18 protein-coding genes and 1 pseudogene are annotated in these 16,876 nt (G+C 35.2%); 16 read left to right on the top strand and 3 right to left on the bottom strand.

Going from position 1 to position 16,876, the window contains the following annotated elements; genetic code table 11:
* Window positions 1-33: 33 nt before the first annotated feature.
* Window positions 34-1,458: an aldehyde dehydrogenase family protein gene (locus tag DN410_RS03975; RefSeq protein ID WP_149175436.1), complete on the top strand. Its 1,425-nt coding sequence runs from the start codon at window positions 34-36 to the stop codon at window positions 1,456-1,458.
* Window positions 1,459-1,579: 121 nt separating this feature from the next.
* Here the strand turns inward: DN410_RS03975 and DN410_RS03970 are convergent, their stop codons facing one another.
* Window positions 1,580-1,972: a YueI family protein gene (locus tag DN410_RS03970; RefSeq protein ID WP_149175435.1), complete on the bottom strand. Its 393-nt coding sequence runs from the start codon at window positions 1,970-1,972 to the stop codon at window positions 1,580-1,582.
* Between the two features lie 232 nt (window positions 1,973-2,204).
* Between DN410_RS03970 and DN410_RS03965 the strand changes: the two are divergent.
* Window positions 2,205-3,339, top strand: a pseudogene (locus tag DN410_RS03965) (BA2291 family sporulation histidine kinase).
* A 33-nt stretch (window positions 3,340-3,372) separates the two neighbouring features.
* Here the strand turns inward: DN410_RS03965 and DN410_RS03960 are convergent.
* The gene (locus DN410_RS03960) at window positions 3,373-4,122 is read right to left on the bottom strand and encodes a DUF4397 domain-containing protein (protein WP_149175433.1); all 750 of its coding nucleotides are present in this window, start codon (window positions 4,120-4,122) and stop codon (window positions 3,373-3,375) included.
* A gap of 826 nt (window positions 4,123-4,948) precedes the next feature.
* On the opposite strand from DN410_RS03960, the gene DN410_RS03955 reads away from it, so the two are divergent.
* The 10 genes from DN410_RS03955 (at window position 4,949) to DN410_RS03910 (ending at window position 14,460) form a co-directional block, all read left to right on the top strand.
* Window positions 4,949-6,259 carry an aspartate aminotransferase family protein gene (locus DN410_RS03955; RefSeq protein ID WP_149175432.1) on the top strand — a complete coding sequence of 437 codons (1,311 nt, stop codon included), beginning with the start codon at window positions 4,949-4,951 and terminating at the stop codon, window positions 6,257-6,259.
* Entirely contained in the window at window positions 6,256-6,954 is a 699-nt protein-coding gene (gene atoD / locus DN410_RS03950) for an acetate CoA-transferase subunit alpha (RefSeq protein WP_149175431.1), read from the top strand. Before DN410_RS03955 ends, atoD begins: the two co-directional genes overlap by 4 nt.
* Window positions 6,939-7,601, top strand: coding sequence for a CoA transferase subunit B (locus DN410_RS03945; protein WP_149175430.1), 663 nt, complete (start codon window positions 6,939-6,941; stop codon window positions 7,599-7,601). The genes atoD and DN410_RS03945 overlap by 16 nt, the downstream gene beginning before the upstream one ends.
* A gap of 15 nt (window positions 7,602-7,616) precedes the next feature.
* On the top strand, window positions 7,617-8,885 hold the full coding sequence (locus DN410_RS03940) for a peptidase (protein WP_149175429.1): 1,269 nt from the start codon (window positions 7,617-7,619) through the stop codon (window positions 8,883-8,885).
* Window positions 8,882-9,733, top strand: a complete 852-nt coding sequence (gene ablB / locus DN410_RS03935; protein ID WP_149175428.1) for a putative beta-lysine N-acetyltransferase — start codon at window positions 8,882-8,884, stop codon at window positions 9,731-9,733. Before DN410_RS03940 ends, ablB begins: the two co-directional genes overlap by 4 nt.
* Before the next feature lie 118 nt (window positions 9,734-9,851).
* Entirely contained in the window at window positions 9,852-11,237 is a 1,386-nt protein-coding gene (gene rocR / locus DN410_RS03930) for an arginine utilization transcriptional regulator RocR (protein ID WP_149175427.1), read from the top strand.
* A 210-nt stretch (window positions 11,238-11,447) separates the two neighbouring features.
* Window positions 11,448-12,866: a lysine 2,3-aminomutase gene (kamA, locus tag DN410_RS03925; RefSeq protein ID WP_149175426.1), complete on the top strand. Its 1,419-nt coding sequence runs from the start codon at window positions 11,448-11,450 to the stop codon at window positions 12,864-12,866.
* Complete coding sequence (locus DN410_RS03920; protein WP_000995763.1) at window positions 12,863-13,135, top strand: YokU family protein; 273 nt, start codon at window positions 12,863-12,865, stop codon at window positions 13,133-13,135. Before kamA ends, DN410_RS03920 begins: the two co-directional genes overlap by 4 nt.
* Window positions 13,136-13,207: 72 nt before the next feature.
* A complete protein-coding gene (locus tag DN410_RS03915) occupies window positions 13,208-13,423 on the top strand; it encodes a YozE family protein (protein ID WP_002171816.1) in 216 nt (71 codons plus the stop codon).
* A 374-nt stretch (window positions 13,424-13,797) separates the two neighbouring features.
* A complete protein-coding gene (locus DN410_RS03910; protein WP_000101497.1) occupies window positions 13,798-14,460 on the top strand; it encodes a hypothetical protein in 663 nt (220 codons plus the stop codon).
* Window positions 14,461-14,464: 4 nt separating this feature from the next.
* Here DN410_RS03910 and DN410_RS03905 read toward each other — a convergent pair whose 3' ends face one another.
* Entirely contained in the window at window positions 14,465-14,620 is a 156-nt protein-coding gene (locus tag DN410_RS03905) for a DUF3930 family protein (RefSeq protein WP_002018281.1), read from the bottom strand.
* 149 nt (window positions 14,621-14,769) lie between these two features.
* On the opposite strand from DN410_RS03905, the gene DN410_RS03900 reads away from it, so the two are divergent.
* From DN410_RS03900 to DN410_RS03885, 4 genes are all read left to right on the top strand, one after another.
* On the top strand, window positions 14,770-14,949 hold the full coding sequence (locus DN410_RS03900) for a YozD family protein (protein WP_000658451.1): 180 nt from the start codon (window positions 14,770-14,772) through the stop codon (window positions 14,947-14,949).
* Window positions 14,950-15,059: 110 nt separating this feature from the next.
* The gene (locus tag DN410_RS03895; protein ID WP_000473370.1) at window positions 15,060-15,242 is read left to right on the top strand and encodes a hypothetical protein; all 183 of its coding nucleotides are present in this window, start codon (window positions 15,060-15,062) and stop codon (window positions 15,240-15,242) included.
* Window positions 15,242-16,063 carry a serine/threonine protein kinase gene (locus tag DN410_RS03890; RefSeq protein WP_149175425.1) on the top strand — a complete coding sequence of 274 codons (822 nt, stop codon included), beginning with the start codon at window positions 15,242-15,244 and terminating at the stop codon, window positions 16,061-16,063. The genes DN410_RS03895 and DN410_RS03890 overlap by 1 nt, the downstream gene beginning before the upstream one ends.
* Window positions 16,045-16,800: a sporulation protein gene (locus tag DN410_RS03885; protein ID WP_149175424.1), complete on the top strand. Its 756-nt coding sequence runs from the start codon at window positions 16,045-16,047 to the stop codon at window positions 16,798-16,800. The genes DN410_RS03890 and DN410_RS03885 overlap by 19 nt, the downstream gene beginning before the upstream one ends.
* The last annotated feature ends 76 nt before the right edge of the window (window positions 16,801-16,876 follow it).

Raw genomic sequence — 16,876 nt, 5'->3', positions numbered from 1 at the left:
TATTGTATGCACATATTCGGAAGGAGAAGAAATATGAAAAAGCATTTATACATAAATGGAGATTGGAAGTCAGTAAACACATATAAACCATTATATGCACCATATTCTGAAGAAACGCTAGCGGAAATTGCACAAGGAACGGAAGAAGATGTTCAAGAGGCTGTAAGTTCTGCAAAAAATGCAATGAAAAAAATGAATAAATTATCTGCATACGACCGTGCGACTATATTAGAGAAGGTTGCTCAAAAAATGGATGAACGAAGAGAAGAATTTGCAGAAATTATTGCGAAAGAGGCAGCAAAACCAATACGTGCTGCAAGGGGAGAAGTAGATCGTACCGTTCAGACATACAAATTTGCAGCTGAAGAAGCGAAGCGTATATATGGTGAGACATTGCCGTTAGATGCAGCACCTGGTGCAGATGGGCGTATTGCATATACAATACGAAAATCAATAGGGGTTATAGGAGCTATTACACCATTTAATTTCCCATTGAATTTAGTGGCGCATAAAGTTGGTCCTGCAATTGCTGCTGGAAATACAGTTGTGTTAAAACCAGCTGATCAAACGCCTCTATCGTCTTACGCATTAGTAGAATTATTTGAAGAAGCAGGATTGCCAAAAGGAGCTTTAAATATTATTTCTGGTCCCGGTCCAACTGTTGGTGAGGCAATAGTTACAAATGATGATGTTGCGTTCATTACTTTTACTGGAAGTCCGAAAGTTGGAATTGGAATTAAGGAAAAGGCGGGATTAAAGCGGGTTACGTTAGAACTAGGATCAAATGCTGCAGTTATTATTGATGAAGATGTAGAATTAACAGATGAAATAATTGAACGTGTAAAATGGGGAGCATTTGTTAATAATGGACAGGTTTGTATTTCAGTGCAACGTGTTTTTGTACATGAAAAAAGAATAGATGAATTTCTATCGAAGTTACAGAAAGCGATGGAAACAGTTGTTGTTGGTGATCCGCTGATTGAGGAAACGGATGTATCAGCTTTAATTTCGAAAAAAGATGTCGAGCGTATCGATAACTGGGTGCAAGAAGCAGTTAAAGAAGGAGCGAACGTTTTATATGGTGGTAACAAACGTGATGAAAGGGTTTTTGAACCAACTGTATTAACAAATGTTCCAGAGCATGTATCTGTACAGTGTCAAGAAGTATTCGGTCCCCTTATGACAGTAAATACATTTACAGAATTTGATGAGGCTATTGAGCAAGTAAATAATTCACGTTACGGTCTACAAGCAGGTGTATTTACAAATAATTTGTTTAAAGCAATGCGTGCAATTGATGAGTTAGAAGTTGGTGGTGTCATGATAAATGATATTCCAACGTTCAGAGTAGATCATATGCCTTACGGTGGTGTGAAAGAAAGTGGCACAGGGCGTGAAGGAATTAAATATGCAATAGAAGAAATGACAGAAATGAAATTTGTATGTATTAAAAAATAAAGTATATAGAACTTAAGCATCACAATAAAAAACGAGTAGGGAATGTTTACGATTCCATACTCGTTTTTTTACAGTGTGTTTTACGTTTTTCAGAACGATTTCATTTAATAAAGTGTACCTTTTACTTCATTTCTTGTTTGAAAATAGCATCCTCTACATAAATCTGTTCTTTGTCAACAGCAGTGCTGTGAGCTAATACTAAACCGATTGATGTTTCTGTTCCTTTATTTTGAACAATTGTAAAGGGAACATTTTTTTCATTTGCTAATTTAATGTATTTTGATAAATGTGGGTAAGCAATGCTACCATTTAGGAATATTTGTAATGATTGGGAAGGACGCATGCTACTCGCTACTTCTGTATATACATTACTTTGCATTACTTGACCGATTGTTAAAGCGATTTCAATACGCTCACGTAATGTAGTTAAATACATATTACGTTCTTCTGGTTTGTTTTGCTTTTGGCCATAAATGCCTTCTTGGAGATAATCTTCCACATTTTTATTTACCATATTTTTCACACCTTTCATTTTCTATTGTACGCAAGAATGAGGCAGGATGCAAAAAAGTCGTATGATATGTAATGAAGTTTGAACATGGAGAAGAAAAACAGGATTTATTAATATAACAAATTATTAAGAAGTGAAAAAATTTTATCAACAGATATTAACAAAATGTGACAATAATCTATTAACGAAATGCTTTTTTTGTGTTAACATTCAAAATATAAAGGGTATTCGTCGTATGGAAATGGAGGGAATGGGGGGTTTTTCCAATCGATAAGGATATTAAAGAAGTATTTTGTACGTACTTGAAAAACAATAGGCACCAATTCGTAGAGAACTGGAAAAACAAAATGATAATTTCCGAAAAAGATCCATTTAAACAAGAAGTAGTTCAAAATGGAGAAGAGTTATTTGAGTTAATTATTGAACTGACTATGGAAGATAAAGGTATTGAATATCTTCAACCATTGTGTGAGAAAATTGCTATTGAGCGTGCGGGAGCAGATGCGAATATTGGGGATTTTGTCTATAATGCAAACGTGGGAAGAAATGAACTTTTTGAAGCGATGTGTGAATTAGATGTAAGCGCTCGTGAACTAAAACCAATAATGGCTCAAGTACATACTTGTTTTGACAAATTAATTTATTATACTGTTTTAAAATACTCGGAAATTATTACGAGAAATTTAGAAGAAAAACAGCAATATATTAATGAAACACATAAAGAAAGGCTGACGATTTTAGGACAAATGTCGGCTAGTTTTGTACATGAATTTCGTAATCCGCTTACTTCAATAATGGGGTTTGTCAAATTATTAAAAACAGATCATCCTAGTTTATCGTATTTAGATATCATTTCACATGAATTAGATCAATTAAATTTTCGAATTTCGCAATTTTTACTCGTGTCGAAAAAAGAAATGTGGAATGAGTCGGAACGGTTTTGGCTGAATGACTTGTTTCAAGATATTATACAATTCTTATACCCGAGTTTGGTCAATGCAAATGTTTCAATTGAAAAGAATTTGCCATATCCAATTCCACTTGTTGGCTATCGGAGTGAAGTGAGACAAGTATTTTTAAATATTTTAATGAACTCAATTGACGCTCTGGAATCAATGAAAGAAGAACGGAAAATTATCATTGATGTATTTGAGGAAGATCAAGCTATACGAATTGTAATAAAAAATAATGGACCAATGATTCCGGCAGAAAACGTTGAAACGATTTTTGAACCATTTGTAACTACTAAAAAGTTAGGAACTGGCATTGGATTGTTTGTATGTAAACAAATTGTAGAAAAACATAATGGGTCCATTATGTGTCGTTCAGATAACGATTGGACAGAATTTCAAATTGCATTTCAAAAATAAACAGTCTACACCAAATAAATGGTGTAGACTGTTTTAATTTGTAAGAATAACGGTTTCTAATTTTGGATCTTTAGAGGAGTAACCCACTATGGAAATTGTATAAGTAATATTAGGTTCAACGCTGAATTTCGGTATAGTTAACAAAACCTCTTTATTATCTGCAAGTGAAATTTCAATGTCTGCTGTACCAGGGCTAACTTCTAAAAAATCTGTTATTTGTTTAAAGAGTACATTTTCAAATAAATGATCTCCACCTTTTAAATCTACATTTACAACAGGAGTATCTGGAGAAAAATGCGCAAATCGTATTTTTGCTTGACCTGCTGGTAAATGTGTATTATCAAGCATAGGTTGTAATTGTATATGATTATCGCTATTTATTGCGGCAAAAGTATAAGAGTGATTTCCCATTATTGGTACTAAAGCTGAAAAGATGGGAGTTTCATTTCCGACAGGAACAATATCTATACGGTATTTACCTTGCACTAATGTTAAATAGGGACTAAATTGTTTAAATGAAATATTTTTAATAACCTTTTGCCCGTTTACTAAAATGTCAACTGCAGGTGTATTTGGAGCAGAGTGAAAAAATCTTATGTGTGACGGTAAAGCAGCTTCTTGTGAATCTCTTTTTTCATATGCCTGTACAAGTTTCGTAACTGCATCATAATATTTCATATATAGTTCTACATATTTTTTCGGATTATGAAATTGATAGTAACGAGCGAGCTGTTCGTACCGTGCAGCTTCTTGTCCATATTTTTCGATTTCAGATTGAGACATGAACATTCCTCCTTTATCATCATTAAAACTATATGCGAAGGGAGAAAGAGGTTATGCGAAAAACTTGTTTTTTAAGTATTAATCGGTAAATTGAAAGCATGTCAGACTAGGGATTTTTTAAATTATAGGCAAATACACATACAAAGTGATAATTGTCCTTCATAAATTATAAAGGAAAGAAAGTTTGACTATGAGGAAAGGAGTGGGACATTGGGGTGAGGATATCCCAATCGTAATTGTGAACGGAGTTATGGAGAACTTTGTGCGAAAGGCTGTAGGATGCATTTTAAATTTGAAGTATTGGTGTTTCTATTTATTTTAGCAAGTGACGGTATTAACTGAAAAAAGAGCGTCGTGCCGAACTGATTAATGTGGTTAATCGGTTCTTTTTTTTGAATAAAACGAAGGGGAATATACGTGAAATATTGGTTTCTTTAAAAATAATTGCTATGCATTTAGTAGGATTAATTGTCGAGATTTGTTTGAAAATATGCAATATAAAGTAGGGGAATAGGAAGGAGTTTAAAGGGAGTTTCGTCGAAGTTTACACAATGCCGGCATTTGAGGGAAGCTGGCATTATGTTAGAAAAATATTTAGTAGAGTGTTAACTTTATATAAGGGAGGGTTATTTGAGCGTATAAATAAGGGTTGGTCTTCGATTTAAGTTCTGAATTTTCTGTTTTTAAAATTAATATTTAGCACTCATTTGTATATTTTATAATAGTTTTTTGATAAATTCACTGCTTTTGCAGAGGATTCTTTTTTATGAAAGAAACGTCAATTTTCTTCATATATATATACAAATTGGAGAAATGGGGGAGCGCTATGCGCGATTACTTAATTAAACCACTTGTTGGTCAGCCGTATCCAATGATTTCACATGGAAAAGGTGTTTATTTGTATGATCAGAACGGTAATAAATATTTTGATGGTTCGTCAGGAGCAATTACGGCAGGTATTGGGCATGGTGTACAGGAGATTGCAGACGTTATTAAAAAGCAAGCAGAGGAGATTGCTTTCGTTTATAGATCACAGTTTACGAGTGAGCCGGCTGAAAAATTAGCGAAGAAGTTAAGTGATTTAAGTGTAGGAGATTTGAACTGGAGCTTTTTTGTGAATAGTGGTACAGAAGCGAATGAAACAGCTATGAAAATCGCAATTCAGCATTTTCAGGAACGTGGTATTCAAGGTAAACATAAAATTATGTCACGATGGATGAGCTATCACGGTATTACGATGGGAGCTTTATCAATGTCTGGACATCCTTTGCGCAGACAACGTTTCGTATCTATTTTGGAAGATTATCCAACTATCCCAGCTCCATATTGTTTCAGATGTCCCGTTCAAAAGGTATATCCAACCTGTCAGCTCGCTTGTGCGACTGAACTAGAAAGATCAATTGAAAGAATTGGTGCAGAACATATTGCAGCTTTTATCGCTGAACCGATTATCGGAGCAGCTGGAGGAGCGGTTGTTCCTCCGAAAGAATATTATAAAGTAATTAAAGATATTTGTAGTCATTACGATATTTTATTTATCGCTGATGAAGTAATGACTGGGCTTGGTCGTACTGGTGCATGGTTTGCGATGGAGCATTGGGGTGTTGAACCGGACATTATGACACTTGGTAAAGGTTTAGGAGCTGGATACACACCAATGGCAGCGACGGTTGTAAGTGACCGTGTAATGGAGCCGATTTTACGAGGGTCACGTTCTGTTATGAGTGGGCATACGTTAAGTGCGAATCCATTATCTGCAGCAACGGCACTAGCTGTTATTGAATATATGGAGAAGCATAATCTACCTGAAAAAACAGCAGAAAAGGGAGAGTATTTAATAAAAGGATTACAGAAAATTCAGCAACAATCGACAATCATTGCTGATGTGCGCGGAAAAGGATTGCTGATTGGAATAGAATTGCAACCGTTTACAAAAGCGTCTGAACTTATTTCGGTTGCAGCTAAAAATGGACTTCTTTTATACCAAGCTGTTTCAGGGCAAGCAGGAAAAGAAGATAGTGCACTGCTTGTAGCACCGCCAATGACAACTACATATTCCGAGTTAGATGAATTACTTTCAATTTTTGCAAAAAGTGTAGAAGAAATGATGCAAAAAGGAGGGCATAGTATCGCATGACAACTATTACAAATACGTTCAATAAATTAAAAGAGATAGATGAAGTAATTTCATTATTCCACGATGATATGACATTAATGTTTGGGGGATTTGGGGGGATTGGATCCCCTCCATCTTTAATACAGGCTATTTTAGAAAAAGGAATTACAAATTTAAATTTAATAGGAAATGACACGGGATTTCCTGATGTAGGAATTGGTCGTCTTGTTACGAATGAAAGAGTAAAATCATTAATTACTTCTCATATTGGTTCAAATCCAAATGCAGGAAGACAACTAAACGAAGGAAGATTACAAATCGAGTTTTCTCCCCAAGGAACATTAGCAGAGCGAATTCGCGCTGGTGGTGTAGGACTTGGTGGCGTATTAGTTGATGTAGGTGTTGATACGATTGTAGAAGAAGGAAAACGCACAGTTGAAATGAATGGTAAGACATATTTAGTTGAAACAGCATTAACGGCTGAAGTTGCGATTGTTTATGCGAAAAAGGCGGATCCATTTGGTAATCTTGTGTTTGATAAGAGCGCTCGTAACATGAATCCTCACGTTGCTATGGCCGGGGATATAACGATTGTAGAAGCAGAAGAAATCGTACCCCTTGGAAGTTTAGATCCAGAGGAAATCGTGGTTCCAGGTGTATTCGTGAATTATATCGTGCCATCGGAAGGAGTGAATTGGAAATGGGTATGGGCGTAGAAGTGAGAGATAAGATTGCTAGACGTGCTGCGAAAGAAATACAAAATGGAATGATTGTAAATTTAGGTATTGGAATTCCATCGCTAGTACCGAATCATTTGCCTGAAGATATAAACGTCATGTTTCATGCGGAAAATGGAATCGTTGGTATGGGGCCTACGCCAAGTAAAGGAAATGAAGATGAAAATTTATGTAACGCAGCAGGTTTACCAACTTCTCTTATTGCAGGAGCAAGTTATTTCGATAGCTGCACAGCGTTTGGAATGATTCGAAAAGGTTTACTAGACATAACAATTCTTGGCTCATTACAAGTGAGTGAGAATGGTGATTTAGCAAACTGGATTGTACCAGGGAAACGTGTTCCAGGCATTGGGGGAGCGATGGATTTAGCACAAAAAGCGAAGCGTGTCGTTGTTGTGATGAATCATGTTGATAAGTATGGAAATGCAAAAATTGTTTCAGAGTGTACATTGCCATTAACTTCAAAGAAATGTGTAGATTTAATTATTACGGATATGGCTGTAATGGAAGTGACGCAGGATGGACTTATTTTACAAGAATTAATGAGCCCATACACAGTGGAGGATATAAAGCGACATACGGAAGCTAATTTTCAAATTGGCTCGAATTTACTAGTAATTGAATGAGGGGAGATGTAATATATGGAGCAATTAAAAAAGCAGGTTTGCGATTATATTGAGAGTCATGAAGAGGAAAGTGTGAAATTTTTAAAGCGATTAATTCAAGAAAAAAGCGTATCTGGTGATGAAAGTGGTGCACAGGCAATTGTGATTGAAAAGCTACGTGAGTTAGGTTTAGATCTTGATATTTGGGAGCCTTCTTTTTCTAAAATGAAAGATCATCCTTATTTTGTATCACCTCGTACAAGCTTTTCAGACAGCCCAAACATTGTGGCCACTTTAAAAGGAAGCGGCGACGGGAAATCTATGATATTAAATGGGCATATAGATGTAGTTCCAGAAGGAGATGTGAATCAGTGGGATCATCATCCTTATAGTGGTGAGAAAATAGGAAATCGTATATACGGTCGTGGAACGACGGATATGAAGGGCGGAAATGTCGCACTTATGCTTGCGATGGAAGCAATTATTGAATCGGGTATTGAATTAAAAGGAGATATCTATTTTCAAAGTGTAATAGAAGAAGAAAGTGGCGGAGCAGGAACATTAGCGACTATATTGCGAGGGTATAAGGCAGATGGTGTTATTATTCCAGAACCGACAAATATGAAGTTTTTCCCGAAACAACAAGGGTCCATGTGGTTTCGTCTACATGTGAAAGGAAAAGCAGCACATGGTGGAACGCGTTATGAAGGTGTAAGTGCAATTGAAAAAAGTATGTTCGTTGTGGATCATTTGAGAAAATTAGAAGAAAAGAGAAATAGTAGAATTACAGATCCATTATTTAATGGGATTCCGATTCCAATCCCAATTAACATAGGGAAAATTGAAGGTGGTAGTTGGCCAAGTTCTGTTCCCGATTCGCTAACTTTAGAAGGAAGATGCGGAATCGCGCCGAATGAGACTATAGAGGCAGCAAAAGAAGAGTTTGAGAGTTGGATTGGTGAATTACATGATGTGGACAACTGGTTTGTAGAAAATCCAGTAGAAGTGGAATGGTTTGGAGCGAGGTGGGTTCCTGGTGAGCTAGAAGAAAATCATGAACTGATTACAACACTTCAGCATAATTTTGTTGAAATCGAGGGGGAAAATCCGATTATAGAAGCATCTCCGTGGGGGACTGATGGAGGTTTATTTACACAAATCGCAGGTGTACCAACGATAGTGTTTGGACCAGGAGAGACGAAAGTAGCGCATTATCCAAATGAATATATAGAAGTTGATAAAATGATAGCTGCCGCAAAAATTATTGCATGTACATTACTAGATTGGTGTGAGGTGAAAAAATGAAATACTATGAATCTTTTAAAGAACAGTCGAATTATTATACAGTAGAAGGCGTTTTAGATTTTTTTAATAAACGTATCCGAGTAGATCACTATACAGGAAATGTTGAGAGCATTATACAAACTATTGATGAACTAGCAGAGAAACATTCTCTCACTAAATGTATTATAAAAGGAAAGGGAGAGCATGTTTCAACATGGCTCTCTTTCGGTTTCTTATTAGAAGCAACAATACCACATTATTTTCAAGGACACGATGCATACTTCTTTGTGAAATATAATAATGATGAAAGACGAAATAGTATTCATTGGGCTGAGGAAGATACCATTTTAAGTGGTGTAAAAGCAAAAGAGGTTACGGAAAAAATAGTCCCGAAGGAATTTCTGTTAAGAAAAGCGACAGAAGCGGATGCGGAAGAGTTAGCGGCTGTCTTTGGAAAAGTATTTGAAGTGTACCCGACACCTTTAAATGAAGCGAGTTATGTATTACAGACGATGAAAGAAGACGATACAATTTACTACGTGTATGAATTCGAGGGGAAAATCATTAGTACAGCATCTGCAGAAATGAACATAAAAGAAGGAAATGCAGAATTAACGAATTGTGCTACTTTACCTGAATATCGTAAACACGGGTTTATGAAAAGTCTACTCATTAAGTTAGAGGAAGAACTTCAAGAAAAATCGATTTTCTGTTCTTATACAATTGCTCGCTCGCTTTCTTTTGGAATGAATGCGGCCTTTCATCAGTTAGGATATACGTATACAGGAAGACTCGCGAACAATTGTTACATTTTCGATAAGTTGGAAGATATGAATATATGGGTGAAAGATTTATCTAATCATAAATAGGTGAAAGAAATATATAAGCATCATAAAAATAATAGGACGGAATCGTCATGCTTATAATCGCACAGAGGGATGCCAAAAATCCGGCGCTTAATTTGCTGAATTTTTGGCAAAAGGGGGGATGACATTGCTAGCAGTTTCGACACAAGAAGTCATTGAGGCGATTTTGGGCAGTATAGATGAAGCCATACACGCAGTGGATGAAAATGGGATTACGATCTTTTATAATACAGTTGCTGCAAAACATGATGGATCCAAAATTGAAAAAGTATTAGGTAAGCATTTGTTAGAAGCATTTCCTTCTCTATCTAGGGAAACAAGTACATTGATGAAAGTATTAGATACGAAAAAGCCAATTGTACATCAAGTACAGCATTATCAAAATTTAAATGGAGAAGACGTTTGTACAGTAAATACGACGTTACCTATATTTATTGATGGGAATATTGCTGGTGCTGTTGAAATTGCAAAAGACTATTCTACAATTCAACAACTTACTGATACAATTGTCGATTTACAGTCAAAAATAAAGCGATCATCTAACAATAAGGTGATTAAAAAGCATGTTGCGTTTGAGACGATAGTGACTAATGATGCTCGGTTTAAACAGACGAAAGAATTAGCGCAAAAAGTAGCGCCAACTGATGCAAATGTTTTAATATATGGGGAAACAGGAACAGGGAAAGAGCTATTTGTGCAAGCGATTCATGAAGCTTCTAAACGGAAAAATAAGCCATTCATTGCACAAAACTGTGCAGCGTTGCCAGAGTCGTTATTAGAAAGTTTATTGTTTGGAACGACAAAAGGAAGTTATACAGGGGCAATTGAAAGAGCAGGGTTATTTGAACTTGTAGATGGAGGGACATTATTTTTAGATGAATTGAATTCAATGCCACTGGATTTACAAGCAAAAATGCTACGTGTATTAGAGGATGGGGTTATTCGTCGTATTGGTGATAATAAGACAAGAAAAGTAGATGTTCGAGTTATTACCGCAATGAATCAGCCACCAGAAGTATGTTTAAGAGAGAATAAAATTCGCACTGATTTATATTATAGATTAAATGTCTTTTCGTTATATATCCCGCCGTTACGCGAAAGAACGGAGGATGTAGTATTATTAGCTTCTTATTTTTTGAAAGAATATAATAAAAGTTATAAAAAAGGTGTACTTCAAATGGATAAGGAAGCGAAAGAAAGATTACAGGCTTATCAATGGCCCGGAAATGTTCGTGAGTTAAAACATACGATTGAACATGCAGTTATTATCGCAGAAGGGAATACATTAACAGCCAATTGTTTACCACGTACATTTCGGAAAGAGAATCTTCCAAAGAAGAAGAGCGTTTTACCACTTAGAGAAGCACTTCATCAAACGGAAAAGGAATTAATAGATCAAGCGTTAATTGAAACGGAAGGGAATATATTACAAGCTGCAAAAATGTTAGGCATCCCTCGTCAAACGCTTCAATATAAACTGAGCAAGTACGACAAAACCGCCGAATAATCGGCGGTTTTTGTGTGTTTGCACCAATAAAAGAGCGTTTACATATATAAAATGTAATGAATATGATAGTATGTATGGATTTCATACAGTGCTTAAAAAATATTTTTCGCTTATGTAATAAGGTTCTCCGTACATTTACTTATCAATAAAGTAAAGTTGGCATAACTATTGCTTATATAAAGGATGAGCGTATAAAAAGGGGGAATAGCAATGTTACATGATGTATACAAACCAAATCGTCACTGGAAGGATATCGAATTATGGAAGGATGTTACTGAGGAGCAATGGAATGATTGGGTTTGGCAATTAACGAATACGATCAAAACGTTAGATGATTTAAAGAAAGTGATTAACTTAACACCTGAAGAAGAAGAGGGCGTTAAAATTTCAACGAAAACGATCCCGTTAAACATTACACCGTACTATGCTTGGCTAATGAATCCTGATGATCCACGCTGTCCGATTCGGATGCAATCAGTACCGATTTCGGAAGAGTTATATAAAACGAAATATGATTTAGAAGATCCTCTTCATGAAGATGAAGATTCACCAGTTCCAGGGCTAACACATCGTTATCCGGACCGCGTACTATTTTTAGTAACGAATCAATGTTCTATGTATTGTCGTTACTGTACACGCCGTCGTTTTAGTGGACAAATTGGAATGGGTGTACCGAAGAAACAATTAGACGATGCAATTGGTTACATTCGTGATACACCACAAGTACGAGATGTATTAATCTCCGGTGGTGACGGTCTTCTAATTAATGATAAAATTTTAGAATATGTATTAAAAAGTTTACGAGAGATTCCGCATGTCGAGATTATTCGTATCGGAACGAGAGCACCGGTAGTATTCCCGCAGCGTATTACAGAGAATTTATGTAACATTATTAAAAAATACCATCCAGTATGGTTAAATACGCACTTTAATACATCTATTGAAATTACAGAAGAATCGAAAAAAGCATGTGAAATGCTAGCGAATGCTGGTGTTCCAATCGGGAACCAAGCAGTAATTTTAGCTGGTATTAACGACAGCGTTCCAATTATGAAGAAACTTATGCATGATTTAGTAAAAATTCGTGTACGTCCATACTACATTTATCAATGTGACTTATCTGAAGGTATCGGTCATTTCCGTGCACCTGTTTCTAAAGGTCTTGAAATTATTGAAGGTTTACGCGGACATACATCTGGTTATGCGGTTCCAACGTTTGTTGTCGATGCACCAGGCGGTGGCGGTAAAATTGCGCTTCAGCCAAACTATTTAATCTCACAAAGTGCAGATAAAGTGGTACTCCGTAACTTCGAAGGTGTTATTACGACGTATCCAGAGCCAGAGAGCTACATCCCAGGAAGAGCGGAAGGATACTTTAAAGAGATTTATCCAAACTACGAAGAAAAACGTTCAGATGTAGGTATCGCAGGTCTTATGAGCGATAAGAAATTTAACCTTGTTCCAGACGACCTACAGCGTATGAGCCGTCGTAAAGACTATGAAGATAATGACACGCATGCATCTTTAAAAGATAAACGTGATAAGCGCGACCAATTAAAAGATAAAAAGTATCAAGCGCAAATGGCTAAATTAGAAGAAAACGACAAAACTGAGGGTGATGCAGTATGAATTGTATGTGGTGTGACAGTACAGAAGCGAAAGAAAGCTTGAATACTGTATATTGGGAACTACCAGATGGTACGAAAGCCATTGAAATCCAAGAAACACCATGTATTTCTTGTTCCTCATGTGGAATGGACTATCAATCAGACCACACAGTAAAAGAAATTGAAGATCAGTTATTTTTAATTTATACGAAAGATTTGCCAAAACAACTAACATACGAAGAATTAATGGGAAGACCACGTTTATTAAAAAGGAATTATTTTGACTTTTAACCAGCTTTTATGCTGGTTTTTTTCTTTTTTGCCTTGTATAATGTACCCAAGTTAGAAAGGTAGGGAATACGTTTGAAAAAGACATTTTACCATTATATGATGAAGCATCGTGCAGCTTTATTTAGAAATGAAATTTCAGATTTAGCAGAGGCGATGTATGATGATTTAAGTTTTCCGAAGCAATCTGAAGACTATGATGAAATTAGTTCATACTTAGAGTTAAGTGGAATGCTAGAAAGTATGTCTATATTTGATGAAGCATGGGATTTATACATACAAGAGAGATAAAAACAAAATGAAAAACATACAGAATATATTACTTTTTTAAAGTGAGGTATTCTGTATATTTTTTATTCTGCTATTTGTTAGTGGCAAAACTCCCAACGCAAAATCCGGCTGGAGCAAAAAGGGTAGGCTACCCGTAAACGACCGATTGGTGCGGGATAAACACAATCCCAACTGATTAAAGTTTCGCTTTATACGAAATATCTTGATTTGAAGCTAGTCTATTTACTAGCTTTTTTGTGTTTTACATGAAAATTTATGTAGTGATATTTTTTTATCGAAAAAATTTATGAATATAAGCTTCTGTGATAAGCGTTTTTATGTAGGTTGCATATACTGATATCAAAATCACGACGTCAAAAAAAGGAGAGATAGAGATGGCAAGAAAAAAACAACCTAAATACAACGTAGGGGACATAGTCGTGATTACGCTATATGGAACCGTTGGTAAAATCACAAATATGAAAGTTTTAGATGGAGTTTATGTATACGAAGTAAATAATCACGATGGATTTTACGTAGAACAAACATTGCAGCATGTTTCAGAACAAGAAATGAAAAAGGGCGACACAGAGTGGATTGAATTAAATTATAATTTCACATTTGGTGATCTCGTGCAAGTAACAGGATATGATAAAGATGTTTTCCGTATTGTCGGTTTTCGAACAGAAGTATGGAGATATAAAAATGACGCATGGGAAGATACAATATATGAATTGTCACGAATTACAGATGGTGAATGGTTAGAAGCCGATGAATCAGATTTAACGTTACTTGCCAATGCTCAAACGGCAAATGCAATTTTGAAGAAAATGAAACAAGATAAAGCTGGTATGAATAAATTAGATTTAGGAAAATTAAAGTCAATTAACAACTCGAAAAAAGTGAGTGTTAAGACGAATCGTCAAGAAATCATTGATGGATTACTTGATATTTATAACGATTATCAATTGTTATTTGATACATTTAAAGATGAAGAATATAAAATTGTAATGGATGTTGTTCATAATTATTTAGTTAAATTGACAGAGAAAAAATAGTTAACTAGAAAGAGAGAATAAATTGAACAACAACATATGCAGTATAAGGTATGCCTACAATTATTAAAAAAATAAAAAGCCATTTAATAAGAGAGTCTGCCCATTGATCTTCATGCATGAACTCTTCTTTTGTTTGCTCTACTTCATATTGATATTCCATTTTCATTTCCCCCTTTGGATAGCTTGTACTACCATCGTATGCACCTTGTCCGAATGATATGACCTATAAAAAAATAAAAACTATTTTTCTAATCTCATATACATAATTTTGAGATTTTTTCATAAAACAGAAATAAAGGAGTGATGCTCATGAAGGAAATTGAAGTCGTAATTGATACGGAAGAGATTGCGGAGTTTTTTTATGAGCAACTAATTGAAAGAGGATACGTCCCAAAACGAGAAGAAATTGAAGATCTCGCAGATATTACATTCGAGTATTTATTAGAGAAATGTATGATTGATGAAGTTTTTGATGAAGAAGATGAGTGAAAGTAACGACGGGCTTAACTCGTCGTTTTTTACTCTTTACAAACTTGTCACAAACATATTCGACAATTGTTGGTATAATTAAAAGAAAATTTTACTCAAGAGGTGAAGGGATGTTCAAAAAAATTATTGATTCTTTATTAGGAAAGAAAAAATATCGTTCGTATTCGAGTAGTGATTATCGTCATAGAGGGCGCTCTTATTCAAGTAGCGATTATAAACGACGTTCATCTGGTTATGGACATCATCATTATAAAAGAAAACGTAAAAGCCGTAGCTTCTTTTCAAGTAGCTGATGAAATGGCGTCGTGTACTAGCTTTATTTGATAGACCACTGCGAAAAAATACAATCGTTGCAGAACGTTATAAAATTGAATCAGTAATTGGAATGGGCAGTTATGGGGTTACATATGTCGTTAATGATTTACAAATAAATAGATATAAAGTCTTAAAACAATTAAGACGAAGTAAACAAAGATATGAATCTGGTAGAAGATCATTTGAACAAGAGAAAATGATTTTACAAACATTAAATCATCATGCAATTCCTAGTTTATATGATTATTTCGTATGGGAGAAAAAGTGCTTTTTTGTAATGGAATATATGCCTGGTAAAAATTTCGAAGATTATATTTTTTTAGATGGACATATATATACAGAACGTGAAGTTTTTGAAATTTTATACGAAATATTAGAAATTGTTTCGGTGTTTCATAGTAAAGGTATTATTCACAGAGATTTACGTATTCCGAATATATTAATGAAAGAAAAACAGATTAGTATTATTGATTTTGGATTGGCTAAATATAAAGGTGAGGGTGATGAGCGAGCTACAACTTATGAAGGTGAACAAGCTTTGATGCGAGAAGTTCATTTTCGAAGTGATTTTTATGCTCTTGGTCATTTCTCGTTATTTTTATTATATGCCGGATACGAATCTACTGAAAAACATGAAAAACCATGGTATGAAGAGTTAACTTTGGAAAATTATAATCGAGAAATACTTATGCGAATGTTACAAATAAAAATGCCGTACTATGAGAATGTACAAGATTTAAAAAAAGAGGTAGCTTTTGCTTTAGAAAGGATGGGGGCCCCATGTTTCAAAAGTTTTTAGCAAGCGTTGGTATTGGTAGTGCAAAAGTAGATACTGTTCTTGAAAAAGATGAGTATATTGTTGGAGAAGAGATAGTAGGTAAGGTGCATATAACTGGTGGTTCAGTTAGCCAACAAATTGAAAGCATTTACTTAACGTTATCGACCTCGTATGTACGGGAAGTCGATGATAAAAAAATAACAGCAACGTACGATTTAGAGAGAGTTTGTTTAACAGAACCTTTTTCGGTAGAGTCGAATGAAAAGGTGGAAATTCCTTTTTCATTTGAAATGCCAGTAGAAGCTCCACTTACACTCGGAATGAAAACAGTTTGGGTACATACGGGTCTTGATATTAAACGTAGTATTGATCCAAGTGACCGTGATTACATTCAAGTGTTGCCAAATGCACTGTTAAGTAGTGTATTAGATAGTGTAAATCAATTAGGCTTTAAAGCACGTCATATAGAATGTGAAGAATTACCGTATCGATTACGTAAGCAAGTTCCATTCGCACAAGAATTTGAGTTTATTCCGGTTTCTGGAGAGCATTATGGGAAGTTAGATGAGTTAGAATTATTAATCTTGCCGAGTGCTTATGACCGTCTAGAAATCGTTATGGAAGTAGATAGAAAATCTCGTGGATTAGCTGGGCTATTTGCAGAAGCGCTTGATCTTGATGAGAAAATTATTCGCTTCACAGTAACGAATGAAGATATTCCAACGATGAAGCAAAAAATTAACAATTATCTTTTTTAATAATCTATGCATAAAAAAGAAATGGAGTGGGAAACTAAAACAACCGCTCCATTTTTTTGCATAGTGAGGTTATGTA

It is taken from the genome of Bacillus sp. SH5-2 (assembly GCF_008368905.1).
Classification (GTDB): domain Bacteria; phylum Bacillota; class Bacilli; order Bacillales; family Bacillaceae_G; genus Bacillus_A; species Bacillus_A luti.
The sequence above is the reverse complement of the archived record's forward strand: the minus strand, read 5'-3'. Positions and strand labels throughout refer to the sequence as shown.